The 15,939-nt window shown below is 30.1% G+C and carries 15 protein-coding genes; 2 read left to right on the forward strand and 13 right to left on the reverse strand.

The genetic code is table 11. The features are described from left to right. Positions 1-36: 36 nt before the first annotated feature. From AACQ49_RS13955 to cpxR, 12 genes are all read right to left on the reverse strand, one after another. Entirely contained in the window at positions 37-810 is a 774-nt protein-coding gene (locus AACQ49_RS13955; RefSeq protein WP_237612826.1) for a glycosyltransferase family 2 protein, read from the reverse strand. An 85-nt stretch (positions 811-895) separates the two neighbouring features. Continuing rightward, positions 896-1,942, reverse strand: a complete 1,047-nt coding sequence (locus AACQ49_RS13960; protein ID WP_161779116.1) for a glycosyltransferase family 4 protein — start codon at positions 1,940-1,942, stop codon at positions 896-898. 4 nt (positions 1,943-1,946) lie between these two features. Continuing rightward, complete coding sequence (locus AACQ49_RS13965; protein ID WP_161779117.1) at positions 1,947-2,807, reverse strand: glycosyltransferase family 2 protein; 861 nt, start codon at positions 2,805-2,807, stop codon at positions 1,947-1,949. Positions 2,808-2,809: 2 nt separating this feature from the next. Continuing rightward, positions 2,810-3,880, reverse strand: coding sequence for an EpsG family protein (locus AACQ49_RS13970; protein ID WP_161779118.1), 1,071 nt, complete (start codon positions 3,878-3,880; stop codon positions 2,810-2,812). Positions 3,881-3,963: 83 nt separating this feature from the next. Continuing rightward, entirely contained in the window at positions 3,964-5,094 is a 1,131-nt protein-coding gene (locus AACQ49_RS13975; protein ID WP_161779119.1) for a polysaccharide pyruvyl transferase family protein, read from the reverse strand. A gap of 36 nt (positions 5,095-5,130) precedes the next feature. After that, positions 5,131-6,129, reverse strand: a complete 999-nt coding sequence (locus tag AACQ49_RS13980; protein WP_161779120.1) for a glycosyltransferase family 2 protein — start codon at positions 6,127-6,129, stop codon at positions 5,131-5,133. A gap of 10 nt (positions 6,130-6,139) precedes the next feature. Continuing rightward, positions 6,140-7,675 (reverse strand): MATE family efflux transporter, encoded by a 1,536-nt coding sequence (locus tag AACQ49_RS13985; RefSeq protein ID WP_161779121.1) that lies wholly within the window; start codon positions 7,673-7,675, stop codon positions 6,140-6,142. Between the two features lie 104 nt (positions 7,676-7,779). Next, the gene (rfbC, locus tag AACQ49_RS13990) at positions 7,780-8,337 is read right to left on the reverse strand and encodes a dTDP-4-dehydrorhamnose 3,5-epimerase (RefSeq protein ID WP_161779122.1); all 558 of its coding nucleotides are present in this window, start codon (positions 8,335-8,337) and stop codon (positions 7,780-7,782) included. Between the two features lie 2 nt (positions 8,338-8,339). Then, complete coding sequence (rfbA, locus tag AACQ49_RS13995; RefSeq protein WP_161779123.1) at positions 8,340-9,218, reverse strand: glucose-1-phosphate thymidylyltransferase RfbA; 879 nt, start codon at positions 9,216-9,218, stop codon at positions 8,340-8,342. A gap of 21 nt (positions 9,219-9,239) precedes the next feature. Then, entirely contained in the window at positions 9,240-10,133 is an 894-nt protein-coding gene (rfbD, locus tag AACQ49_RS14000; protein ID WP_161779124.1) for a dTDP-4-dehydrorhamnose reductase, read from the reverse strand. A gap of 418 nt (positions 10,134-10,551) precedes the next feature. Beyond that, complete coding sequence (gene cpxA, locus AACQ49_RS14005) at positions 10,552-11,943, reverse strand: envelope stress sensor histidine kinase CpxA (RefSeq protein WP_004249722.1); 1,392 nt, start codon at positions 11,941-11,943, stop codon at positions 10,552-10,554. 12 nt (positions 11,944-11,955) lie between these two features. Further along, positions 11,956-12,654 (reverse strand): envelope stress response regulator transcription factor CpxR, encoded by a 699-nt coding sequence (gene cpxR, locus AACQ49_RS14010; protein ID WP_004246432.1) that lies wholly within the window; start codon positions 12,652-12,654, stop codon positions 11,956-11,958. 183 nt (positions 12,655-12,837) lie between these two features. Here cpxR and cpxP point away from each other — a divergent pair, with 183 nt between their 5' ends. Beyond that, positions 12,838-13,404, forward strand: coding sequence for a cell-envelope stress modulator CpxP (gene cpxP, locus AACQ49_RS14015; RefSeq protein WP_004249721.1), 567 nt, complete (start codon positions 12,838-12,840; stop codon positions 13,402-13,404). A 236-nt stretch (positions 13,405-13,640) separates the two neighbouring features. After that, entirely contained in the window at positions 13,641-14,702 is a 1,062-nt protein-coding gene (locus tag AACQ49_RS14020) for a glycosyltransferase (protein WP_049194450.1), read from the forward strand. Positions 14,703-14,750: 48 nt separating this feature from the next. Here AACQ49_RS14020 and AACQ49_RS14025 read toward each other — a convergent pair whose 3' ends face one another. Then, positions 14,751-15,899, reverse strand: a complete 1,149-nt coding sequence (locus AACQ49_RS14025) for a glycosyltransferase (protein ID WP_004249719.1) — start codon at positions 15,897-15,899, stop codon at positions 14,751-14,753. Positions 15,900-15,939 lie beyond the last annotated feature (40 nt).

Raw genomic sequence — 15,939 nt, forward strand, 5'->3', positions numbered from 1 at the left:
TAAGTTAATATTTTTTCATTCTGTCATTAAGTATTATTAAATACTTGATTTCATTTTTGTTAGATTTTTTTTTGTCAATAAAAATCGAATAGCACTAGAAAAATGCCAATAGAAATGTTTTGAAAAAATTTTTCTATTGGCATGTTTAGCTAAGTGTATTGCATGAATAGCAGGGTAATATTTAACAGGTATGTTCATTAAAAAGCTTCTATAACAAATATCAATATCTTCACAGTACATAAAATATTTCTCATCAAATCCACCTAGTTTAAGATAATGACAAGATTGGATTGCAAGAAAAGAACCCGCCGCCCAATCAATATGGCAAGGTTCAATTATTTTACTTTTATCAACAATAGAAGAATTACCTAGCCCTAAAAAAGATTTAATAAAATGTTTTAAAGATGGGAACATTCTTATAGAACAATCATAAATACTATTTTTTTTATCTTTAAACAAATTAATTGTAGCTATTAGAACTTTATCCCTGATCATCTCTTCGATTAATGCATTTATAGCATTGTAATTAACTATTACATCAGGATTTAATATAATAAAATAATCATCTTCTACCATCTTTAAATTTTTGACACAATATGAGTAAACAATATTATTGTTCTTTCCAAATCCACAATTATATTGATTATTAATCCAGTGAATATTTATATTTTCCTCTAGTTTTGAAAAGTCATCACCGAATTTATTACTTTTTATTATTATGTTGTAATGTTTGCTTAAATTTTCTAAGCATGATAGTTTATTAATTAAATCAGAATGTCCATGAGATATGACTGAAATATAAATAGACATTTTTAAATACCTAACCTAAGTAGTTTTTGCAGACAAGATTAAAAAATTAATATATAATATACTTACAAATAACTTTATTCTAATATTAATTTTCTTTAAGTAGAGAAATATATAAATCTTGATATTTTTTAGACATTATGTTGTCTGTATATTTTTCTAAAAATTTTCTTTTAACATTGCTTGACAATAATAATGAGTTATCTATAGCATAATTTATAGCCTCAGATAGAGAGTCTATGTTGTTGCATTCATAAAAAGAAACTTCATCGGAATTAAATATTTCTTGTATTACAGGTAAAGAAGAGCATACAATCGGTAGTCCACATGCAGCTGCTTCTAATAATGCTAAAGGCATACCTTCTGAATGAGAAGTCATAATAAAAATATCAAATAACATTAAATATTTCTGTACATCTAATGTCTTATCAATAAAAATACATCGTGATTGTATCTTTAAATCAATAGCATATTGCTTTAAATTATCTAATTCAGGACCATTACCAACTAATGCAAATAAGTATTGTTTACCATCATTTCTACTCATTAGAGTCATTATTTGGTCAAAACCCTTTCTTTTGACTACATTTGCACATGCTCCAAGTAATATATAATTACAATGTTTAGATTTTATTTGAGAGAGGTAATTATCCATATTGATATTATTTTTAATAACAGGTCTACCATTATATATAATTGAACATTTTTTAATATGACTATATGTTTTTTTTTGTAAGTTGGTCAAAAAAACAACATGATCTGAATGTTTTAATATATAACTCCAAATCGAACCTACTATTCCCCCTAATAAATATCCATGAGAAATTTGAAGATCTTTTATTATATCTGCATGCATAGTCGATAAATGTTTGTTTATAGTTTTTCGATTAAGAAAACAGAATATATCCGCTCGCAACAAATGCGAATGCACAATATCATATCTGGATAAATTAACTTTTGAATAGAAGTTAGTGACCTTTACTAGTTTTATTTTTTTTGAGAATTTTACTTCTAAGATATCATCAAAGAAATAAATTGTGATATTCCAATCTATAGGTAAATGTTCTATTATATCTTTAATAACTATAATTGGACCCTTATTTGAAAGAGATGTAACAACGAAAGCAATATTCATAATATTAATTTTTATTTAATTTAGTATTTGCAAGATAGCCTTTGAACTTACCAATAGCAGTATAATAATGGTATTTTACCATAGTAGTATTTAGCCTTATAGAGTATAAGGCTAATGCGACTATGTTTTTTGAGATCGAAAAGATAACGAATCTAATTGGATAGTCATATTTTTTATACAAGTAACCGACACTAAACATATGGTTTTTTGCTCGATGTATAACTAATTTTGGATCTCTTTTTATTGGGATATCATGCCTAGCAACAATAGTTGGAGTATATTTGACATCAATTTTATTACATATTGCTCTGAGTGGTAGTTCTATGTCTTCACATGCACTAGTCAATGTACCAGAACCTAAACCTAAATTTTCATTAAAACCTAAAAGTGAATCAAATGTAGTTTTTTCTATACATAAACTTATTGATGAAACTCGCTTCCAAATATTAAATTTATTACAGAAACCAGAAGTTGTATCAAATTTTGCAATATTTATATCTTCATCGTTGGCAGCTCTAAATGTTAATATTTTATTTTTCTCTGTATCAATATATTTAGTTATTGTATGAAAAAAGTCATCATCATACCAACAATCATCATCGGGGAATAATAAGAATTGTCCATTAGCATAAGTGCTTCCTAAATTTCTAGAACGAGAGAGGCCTTTTTTACTTGTAAAAAATAATATATCAAAATCGTGGTGAAAGTTTTCAATTATATTTTTAGCTACTGGAGGAATAGTTTGTTCTACAATTATCAATTCAAAATTTTTAATAGTTTGTCTTGATAAACTTTCGAGCAAACGAAGTAGCAATTTAGGATCAGGATTATATGTTGCCAAAATAAGGCTAAATTTTTTATTCATCACTAAATAACTCCGAAATCAAGACTTTTAATAATTGTTTTATATTCAATGTTAATAATAAACATTGAGGTGTATAAAGCTAAAAATAGAATCCCTAAAAATATTCTATTTTTCCTTGTATTAATAATAATAGTAGGAATTAATATTAACTCAGATACATTAAGTATAGAAGAGACTCTTGCTGCAATAATAGCCATAGAAGAAAAACCAATAAGCCAGCAAATACCAATATAAAAATAACAAAAATAAGTAGTATAAAATTTACTTTTATTAAAAAAGTAAATTGAAATAACTAATAACAATAACTGCTTTATAGTATTTGGGTTTAAAATCCCTAAGTCGTAATTATATTCTTTCCAACCTAAATAGGTTGTTACTTTTTCTGATAAAAGGCCTAATGTTTGAAGTATAGATATTAATAACTCAAACCCTCCTGATAAATAAAAAACAAAAGATAAAAATAATAAAATATAAGCTATACGAACTTGTTTTTCATTTTTGAATACTAAGCATATCGTATATGGTAGTAATGCTACAAGTGCTGAAGTATGAAATAGACTAGATATAATAATTAAAAAAAGGGCTTTTTTATTTTCTCCTTTTGCTTGCATAGAAATAGCGAACAATATTATTGCGCTAGCAATTCCTGCTCTTATTTGAATCATTTCTTTATTTAAAAAAGCATGTGACAAATATATTAATACAGAGAGAAAGGCTAATTTACTATCTTTAAATATAATTTTAAATGTTATAAATATGCTGATAATTGAAAAAAATAAAAAAACATTTGTGGGTGAATTAAATGTTTTATAAATAAATCCAGATATAGTCAAAAAAATAAATTCACCATGTATTTCTTGATATAAATGAAATGGTAATATAGCCGCTTGCTGAAACATTTGTACATAAGCATTATAATCATTACTAGTGGTATTAAAACTTGCTATTAATAATAATAGTAATGCAATGAGTGCTAAAAGGATTTTCTCGTATGGTCCATTTCCTATTATATTGAAAAGCTGTAATAGGTATCCAGTTGCTAAGAAAAAGAAAATAATATAAAAAACAATCATTATAACATAACCACTTTCTTGGGGAGTATAATATCAACAATATATAAATTAATATTGAATATATGATTAAAGTTAAAAACATATTATAATATTAAGTTTTCTTTCAAAAAATTTATTGACTGACTTCTTAGCTCATTTAATTTTTTTTGTTCTCTTTCTATATCATATGTAGGATCTATTTCTTCGAATTTAGTTCCTACAGAAACTAAGCAATTATTAATTTCTAATTTTGAAAGTAAAGATGTTTGCCTATCATCTTGATTGTTTATGTCATCAATAACTGAATAGAGTGGAATTCCAAAATTAGTAGCAAAAGCTGTTCCATGGAATGACGAAGTTACTACATATGAAGAGTTTTCAAATAATTGAATAAAATGTTCTACACTTAAATCTGAACAATCTTCATAATTGATGTTGAATTCTTTAGGGATCTTTGTAAAAGAGTATACTTTTAATCCTGTTTTTTGTTGTAAAAAGTATAGTAACTCATATATATAAGGCCTAGGATCAAAAGAATGGGTAATTAAGTAAAATATTATATAATTTGACTTTATAAAAATTTGTTTTTTATTTCTGGCAAACTGACTCCATTGGTCACGATTGAAAACTAATGTTGGATCTAAAGTTACTTCAGCATAACTATTGTTTATTTCATTAATTACTTTATTTCCATTTGAATCACGAATAGCAATTCTATTATATTGTGATAAATATTTTTTAAAGTCTTTTTTATATTTTTCATCTAAACAGTTTCCTGCTATGCTCGCGGAAAAAGATATTTTTTTAACATTTTTTGGTGCAAATGATAATAAAAAAGTTGTATCACCTCTAGTATGTTTAGTATTCCAAGTTTGGTCACTTCCTGTTATGTATATATCATATATTGGAGGGTTTTTGGTAATGTCATCTGGTGTCTTATAATTATAAGAAAGATTAAGATATTTATTTATTGCAATATTTATTTCTTTTCTTTTTCTATGACTTTTGAGCATTCCTAATCTATATATATAATCAGAAATAATTGACTTAATATTTTTATAATTATGTAATCCATTATCGTAATGCCACTTATTGGGAAACATATAGTCTATAATTTCACAGTTAAAACCTAAAGATTTAATAATTTCTTGTGTAGCATATGCCTGTAAAAAAGAACCATAATTTATTACGCGATGCATGGTCAATATACCAACGCTTATATCTATATTTTTCATATACTTCCTAAAGTTATGTGTAAAATAATTAGAATATTACTTTCTAAGTTTTGCTATATATTTAGTTATCTTTGAACCTATGTATGGGCTAAAACAGTATAGTGATATTATTAATTTTGTTCTAGGAGGTATTGAAGCTATAAATAAATTAAATATATTTTTTCTTAAAAAATGCAGATAAAATTTATATTGTTTTTTGTATTTATTAATTTCATCCATAAATAAAATAGCTTTAATAGTAGCAAAAATAGTTAAATATTTATGAATTTTAAGAGCATTTTTTAATGATTTAGAGTTATAAATTAAATGATTTTCAATATTATCAATAGCACTTAATGCATTGACATATTTATCAACACTTAATAAAGTTGTTGCACTTGTTATATTATCTTTACGATAATGATATACCTTTCTTTTACCAACACCAACATTATTTGAATGTTGTGCTACCCTAATAATAAAATTTAGGCCTTCTCCCATATAAAAATTTTCAGGAAAAGTAATTTTATTTTCTAATAAAAATTGTTTTTTATACATTTTATTCCAACAACCAACATCTACCTTACCTGGATAAAGTAATAAAGATGCAGCTTCAACAGGAGATAAAATATTAATATCATCATTTTTTATTTGTTGAGAATTACCTGGAACTTTAAAGCAATTTTTTGATATTACAAAGTCACAATCTGTTTCAAAACTAATATTTAACATATAAGAAACATAGTCAATACTTAGATAATCATCGGCATCAACAAAAACGATATATTTGCCGTTTGCAATAGATAAACCAAGATTTCTTGCAGCGCTAACACCACCATTATTAATATGTAATGCCTTTATTCTAGGATCAATCAGTGCAAATCTATCCACTATTTGTCCCGATTGATCCGGAGAACCATCATCTATTAGAATTATTTCAATATTCTTATAGTCTTGGTTTATAATTGATTCTATACACTGTGTGAGATACTTTTCAACGTTATATACTGGGACAATTATAGAAACAAGAGGAAGCTGTTTTTTTTTTGAAAGCATGATATTTTTCTTAACGTTTAAATTTGATTCTAGTCAATAAGGATTTAAAATTAGATTTCTCATTTTTATTAAAGCCGATTAGATAAAATAATGGCGGATAAAGTAAAAACATTAATATAAAATATATAACCCAATTATAATTAATAATAATTAAAATATTTAATAAGTATAAGAAAATAGTAGCTATTATTAATGGCATTAGTGAATAGACAAGACAATTATTAAAATAATTTAGAATACTAACATTAGAAATTTTAGAAAAGAAATATATTTTTATAAAGCTTGTAATTACTTCTATCACTACGATTAATGTTAAAACACTATAAAATGAGTAACCTAATTTTAATAATAAATAGCTGAAAGGTAGTGTTAAGAGTGCAATAGAACCGATAACTAATTGGAATTTTTTTATATTTCCAATAGCTTGTATTGCAGATGTTACACCTACAGTTAATTGATTTAATATGCTAGCAATTAGAAGATATATACAGATATTAGCAGTATAACTAGGGACGATGTTAAGCCAGAATTTTAATATTTCTGACATCGTGAATATAGCAGGTACACCTACTATGGAGACAAGGAAAAAACCAAATTTACTGGCGAGTATTGATAGTCTAATCGTTCTTTCTCTCTTCTCCATACCCTCACTTTTCATTATTTGAGGATTTAAAGCTCTTAATAAAGATAAAGATAACTCTCTTATTTGACCATTTATTTGAGATGCAATTCCATATGCAGCATTAATTGTTGTACCTAAAAAAACATTTAAAACAATATTTAATCCTTGAGTATTTAAAACGTAGCATAAATTAGTGTATAAATTCCATCCTGCGAAAAAAGCCATTTCTTTTAGCAAACCATTGCAATTGCTATTTTTATTTATCCTGCATTCTTTATAATATTTACAACAATATATAAAATAAAATAAAAATACTATACCACTAATTACTGCTAAAGAGAGACCATAAAGAGAAAGTTTTTCTGAGTCAGGATAATAAATAATTAAATGAGCTGCTATAAGTTTCATTATAGCTTGTACGATAAGAATTATAGAGTCAAGTAAAATGTTTTCTCGAGAAAATAAAGTTGCTACAAATGGAACGGAAACTATTGTAAAAAATAAAGAGATGAGCATATAAATATATAGTATACGAGCTACGGATATAAATTTACTATCTATATTTAAAAAACCATTAAATAAAAATGGCATTATGATGAGTAGTACTAATATTGATATAGTTGCAACAATAATATGTAAGATCATACTCGAATAAAAAACACTATTTTGCATCTTAATATTTTTTGATCCTTGGAAATAAGATAAATAGCGTTGGGTTGATATAGACATTGCTGAATTTAAAAATGAAAATACAGTTATTAGGCCAGCACTTAGTGTAAATATTCCATAGTTATATATACCTAAATTATTTAAAAGTATTCGTACTGTATATAAAGAAATACCAATTAACAAGGCCATTTTTATATACATTATACAAGTATTAAATGCAACTTTTTCTTTTACATTATTAACTTCATTATACATTGTTTAAATTTCTTAATTCTTGCTAAAATGTTCTATTCGATAATCACTAAATATAATTTAATAATAAATTTAGAGATTATAAGTATGAAAGAGAATAGAATAAATTATAGTATATTTTGACTCTTTAATTGGTTAAAAGATAGTGCATTTTTATCTTTCATTGATAATATAATTGGGGTATCTACATCAATTGGCCAGTTAATAGATAAATCAGGATCATTCCAGGCTATAGATAATTCTGCTGTAGGATTATAATAATCTGTACATTTATAAACAAATTCGGCTTCTTCACTTATAACAAAAAAGCCATGTGCAAAGCCTTCAGGTATCCAAAGCTGCTTTTTATTCTCTGCGGAAAGATATACTCCTACATATTTACCAAATGTTGGAGAGTTTTCTCTAATGTCTACAGCAACATCAAAAACTTCACCTGATATAACCCGTACTAATTTACCTTGAGTATTTTGAGTTTGATAATGTAGACCTCTTAATATATTTTTATTTGATTTGGAATGATTATCTTGAACAAAGTTTACAGGATGGTTAATTGCTTTTTCAAATATTTTTTTATTAAAACTTTCATAAAAAAAACCTCTGTGATCACCAAATACTTTAGGTTCCAAAATTAATACATCAGGTATTTCTGTTTGAGTAACATTCATAATTAATCGTCCTGAATTATTTTTAATAAATATTTACCATAACCATTTTTAGATAGAGGCTTAGCAAGTACTTCTACTTGCTCTTTATTAATAAAACCTTTTCTATAAGCAATTTCTTCTGGACAAGAAACTTTTAATCCTTGTCTTTCTTCTAAAGTTTGAATGAAATTACTCGCTTCAATAAGGCTTTTATGTGTTCCTGTATCTAGCCAAGCATATCCACGTCCCATCATAGCAACTGAGAGATTATTTTGTTTTAAATATACTTTATTTAAATCAGTGATTTCTAACTCACCACGAGCTGAAGGTTTTAAGTTTTTTGCAATATCAATAACACTGTTATCATAGAAGTATAAACCAGTAACAGCATAATTACTTTTAGGGTGTAATGGTTTTTCTTCTAATGAAATAGCAATCTTATTTTTATCAAATTCAATAACACCATATCTTTCAGGATCATTAACATGATAGGCGAATACTGTAGCACCTTGTTCTCTTTGTATCGCTTGTTCTAATTGTTTAGGTAAATCATGGCCATAAAAAATATTATCACCTAAAATTAGAGCACAATTATCTGAGCCAATAAAATCTTCACCAATAATAAATGCTTGTGCTAAGCCGTCAGGGGTAGGTTGGACTTTATATTGAAGATGAATACCCCATTGGCTACCATTTCCTAATAGTTGTTGAAATCTTGGTGTATCTTGAGGGGTGCTAATAATTAATATATCTCTTATTCCTGCGAGCATCAGGGTACTAAGAGGATAATAAATCATTGGTTTATCATAAATTGGCAACAATTGTTTACTTACAGCCATTGTTACCGGATAAAGCCGAGTTCCTGAACCACCAGCAAGAATAATACCTTTATATTTTTTCATTTTTAAACTATATATTGATAATTATTTGTTATCTAAAATTTCATTTAACATTCTGTATATGCCAAATTTCCAGTGAGGTAATTCTAGTTTAAAGTTTTTTTCGAACTTTTGTATATTTAAACGTGAATTATGTGGTCTAGCTGCGGGTAAAGGATATTCTTCTGCAGGGATTGGAGTTAAGTTTTTAACTGATAATGGTAAAGAATATTCTTTTGCATATTCAAATAGTAATGATGCATATTCAAACCATGTTGTTGTTCCTTTTGCTGTTAAATGGTATAACCCATAAAGCGATACATTATCTAATACACTTTTTATTGCATGAGCAGTACAATCTGCTAATAATTCAGCACTTGTGGGGGCCCCATGCTGGTCATTAATCACTGATAGTGAATCATGTTTCTTTCCTAATCTTAGCATGGTCTTTGCAAAGTTATTACCTCTACTTGCATATACCCAGCTAGTTCTAAAAATTAGATATTTTTTACAGCTATTAATAATAGCTTGTTCGCCCGCTAGTTTGCTTTTTCCGTAAATATTTAAAGGTGCTGGAACATCTGTTTCTAACCAAGGAGTATCATTAGTACCATCAAATACATAGTCTGTTGAATAATGTATTAATAAAGCCCCAATTTTTTCAGCTGTTTTTGCAATTACTTCAACACTTTCAAAATTTACTTTAAATGCGTTAATACGATCAGTTTCAGCATGATCTACATTTGTATAGGCTGCTGCATTGACGATAATATCTGGTTTAATAGATAAAATAGTTTTCTCTAGTTCTGCAGGAAATAAAAAATCAGCTTTATATTCTGTTGATTTAGAATCTAAAGCAATAACAGTTCCTAATGGTGCTAGAGAACGCTGTAATTCCCAACCGACTTGCCCGTTTTTTCCAAATAAAATTATTTTCATTATCTAGTTTTTAGCAACTCATAAAATATAATATACATTCGAATAGAGTATAAGGTTTTATATCTATATTATGATAATTATCATACTTATCATACGTACAAAGCTACCGCACTGGGTTTACGGCCCCCAGAGCGCCAAAATTTTCTTTTAAAACCCTTATCTATCTGTAATATAAGAGTTTTATTATATAAGTATACTTTAACAGTACGTAAAACCGCTCTGAGATTAGACTCTTCAAACCCGCGGGTCAAGTAATTGATGGGTATTCTAACATTGATTAGGTATATATAAATATCGTAATATCGACTGAATTAGCAAGATCATTCTGAAATATCTATAAAGATGGGAATGAAAAGAATATGCCACCTATTCTTCAATAGATGGCATAATAATTTAATATAGTAATTTTATTACTGAATTAAGCGTGTTGTGATTTATTTACCACACTCCCTCTCGGCAACCAAATCTCCACTCTTAATCCCCCTAATGGGCTATCATCGGCTTTTACATGGCCTCGATGTTGACTAATCGCGGTTTCAACAATTGCCAGTCCCAGCCCTGTACCGCCGGATTCTCTATCACGTGCTTCGTCCGTACGATAAAAAGGTCGGAAAATATGCTCGCGATCTTCTGGGCTAACCCCTGGGCCATCATCATCAACAATAATAGTAATACCCTGATTTTGTTCGGTAAAGGCTACTTCAATACGAGAATGTGAATAACGCAAGGCATTGCGAACGATATTTTCAAAGGCACTCGCTAATGAATAAGGATTGCAATAAATTGTCCATGGGCCTGGTGGGGCGGTTACTGTTAGGGTTTTATTGCTTTGTTCTGCCTCAAATTTCGCATTATCTAAAATATCGTTCCAAAGCTCATTCGCTTTTACGGTTTCACGTAATAACTCATTTTTATACTGGTTGCGGGAAAGCACTAATAAGTCATTGATCATGCCATCTAGCCGCTGTGTTTCTGTTTCAATACGCTCTAGCTCTTTACTTTCACCGCTACGACGGCGTAGTAATGCACTGGCAAGCTGTAAACGAGTTAATGGGGTGCGCAATTCATGGGAGATATCAGAAATCAATCGTTGTTGCGCTTCAACCATACGCTCTAATGCGCTGATCATCTGATTAAAACTGGTGCCTGCCGCTAAAAATTCTTGTGGGCCGGTTTCCAGCTCAGGGTGAGGGCGCAGATTACCTTTTGCCACATCATCCGCCGCATTTTTGAGTTTTCGGGCCGGTTTTGCCAAGCTCCAAGAGAGCCAAACCAGTAGCGGTGTACTGATAAGCATGGTGAATATCAGTAATAAAAGCGGTTTATCAAATAATAAATTGATAAAGTCAGATTGTGGGCTACTTGATGGGCGCACTAAGTAAAGTTGGTAGTGATCTTCACCATCTCTAATGGAAAAGGGACCTAACATCTCAGAGCGACCGTATTTTTTCTTTTTCGGATGGTCTGCGTTATCAGATTGTCCCATAAAGTTTCTGACAACTTGTATTTCATTACGTTGAGCACCAATAATACGACCTTCACTGGTGACAATAATAAGACGTTGACCAGGTGGCGCCCATTTATCAATGGCGCGGATTAATCGCCGCCACCATAGCAGATCGTTAGCCGGATCTTGCGCTAGTTCGGCTTCTATATGTTGCTCTAGCATAACACCTTGACGGTATTCACTTTCAAGTAAAGTGGTAAGCTGGCGCGAGTCCAGCTTGGGTACCATCATAACTAGCACCAGAACTAATGCTAGTGTCAGCCAGAATATGGCGAATATACGCGCTGACAAACTGTTTATCATAAAGATTTTTTATTAAGTTATTGAAACCATAAGATAACCACGGCCACGTAATGTTTTAAACCAAGGCTGCCCGTCTGTTCTTTCCGGTAACTTACGACGTAAGTTGGAAATATGCATATCAATCGCTCTATCAAAAGGTGTTAAGCGTTTACCTAACACTTCTTGGCTGAGATGCTCGCGCGATACCACTTGTCCTAAATGCTGAGCAAGTAGATAAAGTAACGTAAACTCAGTACCTGTTAGCTCTAATGGTTCATTATCAAAGCTGGCCTCTTGTCTACCCGGATTAAGTTGTAACTTATCAACTTGCAATATGGGTGAGGTGTTGCCATCGGTCTGTTTCTGTTCACTCCAGTTGGAACGACGTAAAATAGCCCTAATGCGTGCAACTAGCTCTCTATCGTTAAATGGCTTAGGTAAATAGTCATCTGCTCCCAGCTCTAGGCCAAGTACACGATCAAGATCGCTACCTCTTGCCGTTAACATAATGACAGGTGTTTGGAAATTTTGGCGTAACTCTTTAAGTGTCTCGATCCCGTTCTTACGTGGCATCATGATATCCAGTAATAACAAGTCAATAGACGCGTCCAGAAGTTTTAAGGCCTGTTCGCCGTCAGTGGCGAGCACAACATTAAAGCCTTCCATTTCAAGTAGTTCTTTCAATAGCGAGGTTAATTCGCGATCGTCATCCACTAATAAGATTTTATGCATTCGTCAATTCCTCCAAGAGAAAAATACGATAATAAATAGCGCGAATCTATGACTTTACGTTCTTTTACACGCTCTGACGCTAGTTTGCAGCCGTAAAGGTATAGTAATCCACATCGAGAACAATTACACATATTTAGGTCAGCATTAATAAGTCGGTATTATAACCGAATGAGGAGTGGGACAATGCGTAAAGTAGCAATGGTTGCACTAGCATCAATGTTTTTAGTAGCTCCGACGGTAGTAATGGCTGAAACATCAAATACAAATAATCAGCCTGCTGGGCAACAACAGTATAATGATAATTACCATTGTGGATACGGTTACGGTATGCATGATGGACGTGATAACCGAGGTCATCGTGGACAACGTGGCCATATGATGGGTAACAATAATTTCGGTGAGTCGCGTATGTTTAATGGTATTACATTAACAGAGCAACAACGTACTCAAATGCGCGATTTAATGCGCCAGCATCATCAAGATCGTTTTAATAACAGTGATTTTCGTCAGCGTCACGAAAATATGCATAAGCTAATTACCGCGGATAAGTTTGATGAAGCAGCGGTAAGAGCGCAAATACAAGATATGGACAAACAAGCAATAGAGCGCCGAGTTGAAATGGCGAAAGTTCATAATCAAATGTATCAGCTATTAACCCCTGAGCAAAAAGCGCAGCTAGAAAAGAATTATCAACAGCGTGTCTCTTCTGTTAGCCAGCAAAACCAGCAAACTCAAGAGAAAGCTAATTAGTGATTAAGTAAAGTCCTTTAGTAATGTAGTAAGAGTGTAGTAAAGCAGTACCTAGTTAGAGAGTAAGTAGCAACAACGAAGTTTTTTCCTTGCCATAGACACCATCCCTGTCTTTTGCAGCCCCTCTGGAGAGGGGCTTTTTTTTGCCCTTCAATACATATAACGCGTTGAAATAGTAATCTCTATAGAGTTCTAATATAATCAACAAATATTTTTAAGTATGGTTTATTTCTATAATGAAAAAAGTATTAATTATTGGTTATAATTTAGGTGGATTTGGCGGTATGGAAACCGTTTTTAAAAAATCTATAAATATATTGGCATCGCATGCTATCCACTCGGAGTTTATCTTTTTTAATGAAGGGGATAATAAAGTTAATGATGATTGGTTAGTTGATTGTAAATATAGAAGGCTATCTTCTAAGATAAAAAATACTAAGTTAAGAAGGATGAGCTATGCAGTTCAGTTAGCAAGAATTCTTAAACAAGAAAAGCCAGACATTATTATTTCTTATGATACGGTGTGTTGCTATATTGCTAATTTAGCAAGAAAAATTGTTAGAAGTAAAGTTTATATTTACTCATGGATACATTTTTCATTAAATAATTTATATAAATCAATTTATTTACATAAGGCTGATTATCATTTATCGATTAGTTCGGGTATAACTCGGTATATGCTTGATATGGGGATAGATAGAGAGAATATATTTACTATTTATAATCCCATAACAGAAAATAATATAATTATACCAAGAAATGATAAGATAAGATTTCTATATGTTGGAAGATTGGTTGCGTATGCTCCTAAAAATGTTAATGAATTATTTTATGCGCTTTCCAAATTGAATGGCGATTGGACGCTTGATATTGTTGGGGATGGAGAAGATACCGATTTTTTAAAAAGCTTAGCACTAGAATTAAAAATAGCCACTAAGATCAACTGGCATGGTTGGCAAAAAGATGTTTGGTCATATATTAAGAGGAATATAAAATATACGTCTACATTAGTATTGACATCAATATCTGAAGGGTTTCCCATGGTGTTATGTGAAGCTTCTTCTTATGGTATTTTTTGTATTAGCTCTAATTGCCCAACCGGTCCTGAAGATATTATAACGCCTGAATCGAATGGATTACTGTACCCAGTAAAGGATGTAGCTAGTTTAGCTAATCACTTACAAAGTATTATTGATGGGCGTTTATTGCCTACGCATAATGAAATAAAAAATGCTATTACTAAATTTAATGATGAAAACTTTGAAAATCGTTTATTATCTGCATTAAAGTTGAGTTGATATGAATAAAGGATATTATTATCCTTTATTCTATTCTTTATATTTTAGCTATATTTGACTATCTCTTATCGTACTTTCAAATTCTTTAATAAATAGATTGTAATCTGTCGTTTCTTTTGACCATTCAATCGCATTCTGGCTAAAGTTAGTATAATTATTCATTATTTCTATTATAGCCGTAGCACAGTTTTGGGGAGATATTAATTTGGGTAAAATTAATGTATCTGAGATAGGATCATAAACTTTATAGGGGAAGTTGATATCTAAATTTGTTAATTTATGATATTCATCAATAGATAATTTGGGAGCAATACCTAGACCGCAATACTTATCTTTTATTGCTTCGGGTTGTCCGTCAATATTAGGATAGATAACAGGGATACCTTGAGCTAAAGCTTCAATGCAAGATAAACCAAAAGGCTCTGTTACTGGTGTACTTAAATAAATATCGATATCTGAATAAAATTTATCCATATCTGATTGATAGCCAATAAAGCTGATATGGTTTTGTACATTATTTTGTCTTGCTAATTGTTCTAATTCTGTCCTTTGTTCACCATCACCAGCAATAATTAACTTTGCCTTTATATTTAATTTTATTAATTCTGATAAACAGAGAATACTAATTCCGATCCCCTTCAGTCCTACTAAGCGAGAGGCTGTTCCTAGCGTAATTTGATTATTGTGCAGTTTTTTAGCTATGTTACTAGACTTTAGTGGTAGACGATTAATGACTTTTTTAGGCGTATATGTCGTATTGAATCTTAACTCCATAACACGTTTAGATGCTGTAGATATCGCGATAGCATTATTGAGCATACTAAAAAAGCTTAATGTTTTTTTGTTAAGAGGATAGCGCCAAGAACAGCCATGATCATAGTAGACCAAGCTAGTATTCTTGGGCTTTCTAGATAATCTAGGGACGAAATCCCATACTAGAGTGACATCGGCTTTACTTGCTTCTATTTTTTTTGTTAAGACATGTTTTCTTAAAAAAGCAGGGTACTTTATTTTAGTAGAAGCGATTTTATTAGCGTATTTTATATCGAAATGCTTAAGCTCAGGGATCAGGTTTTTATTTAAAGAGTTACTGGTGCACAAAACCTCATTTTGAAATGAGCTATTTTTTAAATATTCAATAAACAAACGTTCAGCACCACCAAACCCTTGTAAATTAATTAAATGAAGTATTTTCATGATACTAAGCCTGTTTTTTATTAAAAAACGCAATAATTCA

This window comes from Proteus sp. G2675, from assembly GCF_963886535.1.
GTDB classification, from domain to species: domain Bacteria; phylum Pseudomonadota; class Gammaproteobacteria; order Enterobacterales; family Enterobacteriaceae; genus Proteus; species Proteus mirabilis.

Coding starts and splice junctions, on each gene's coding strand:
- AACQ49_RS13955 (WP_237612826.1), bottom strand. CDS start 810: ATGTCTATTTATATTTCAGTCATATCTCATGGACATTCTGATTTAATT.
- AACQ49_RS13960 (WP_161779116.1), bottom strand. CDS start 1,942: ATGAATATTGCTTTCGTTGTTACATCTCTTTCAAATAAGGGTCCAATT.
- AACQ49_RS13965 (WP_161779117.1), bottom strand. CDS start 2,807: ATGAATAAAAAATTTAGCCTTATTTTGGCAACATATAATCCTGATCCT.
- AACQ49_RS13970 (WP_161779118.1), bottom strand. CDS start 3,880: ATGATTGTTTTTTATATTATTTTCTTTTTCTTAGCAACTGGATACCTA.
- AACQ49_RS13975 (WP_161779119.1), bottom strand. CDS start 5,094: ATGAAAAATATAGATATAAGCGTTGGTATATTGACCATGCATCGCGTA.
- AACQ49_RS13980 (WP_161779120.1), bottom strand. CDS start 6,129: ATGCTTTCAAAAAAAAAACAGCTTCCTCTTGTTTCTATAATTGTCCCA.
- AACQ49_RS13985 (WP_161779121.1), bottom strand. CDS start 7,675: ATGTATAATGAAGTTAATAATGTAAAAGAAAAAGTTGCATTTAATACT.
- rfbC (WP_161779122.1), bottom strand. CDS start 8,337: ATGAATGTTACTCAAACAGAAATACCTGATGTATTAATTTTGGAACCT.
- rfbA (WP_161779123.1), bottom strand. CDS start 9,218: ATGAAAAAATATAAAGGTATTATTCTTGCTGGTGGTTCAGGAACTCGG.
- rfbD (WP_161779124.1), bottom strand. CDS start 10,133: ATGAAAATAATTTTATTTGGAAAAAACGGGCAAGTCGGTTGGGAATTA.
- cpxA (WP_004249722.1), bottom strand. CDS start 11,943: ATGATAAACAGTTTGTCAGCGCGTATATTCGCCATATTCTGGCTGACA.
- cpxR (WP_004246432.1), bottom strand. CDS start 12,654: ATGCATAAAATCTTATTAGTGGATGACGATCGCGAATTAACCTCGCTA.
- cpxP (WP_004249721.1), top strand. CDS start 12,838: ATGCGTAAAGTAGCAATGGTTGCACTAGCATCAATGTTTTTAGTAGCT.
- AACQ49_RS14020 (WP_049194450.1), top strand. CDS start 13,641: ATGAAAAAAGTATTAATTATTGGTTATAATTTAGGTGGATTTGGCGGT.
- AACQ49_RS14025 (WP_004249719.1), bottom strand. CDS start 15,899: ATGAAAATACTTCATTTAATTAATTTACAAGGGTTTGGTGGTGCTGAA.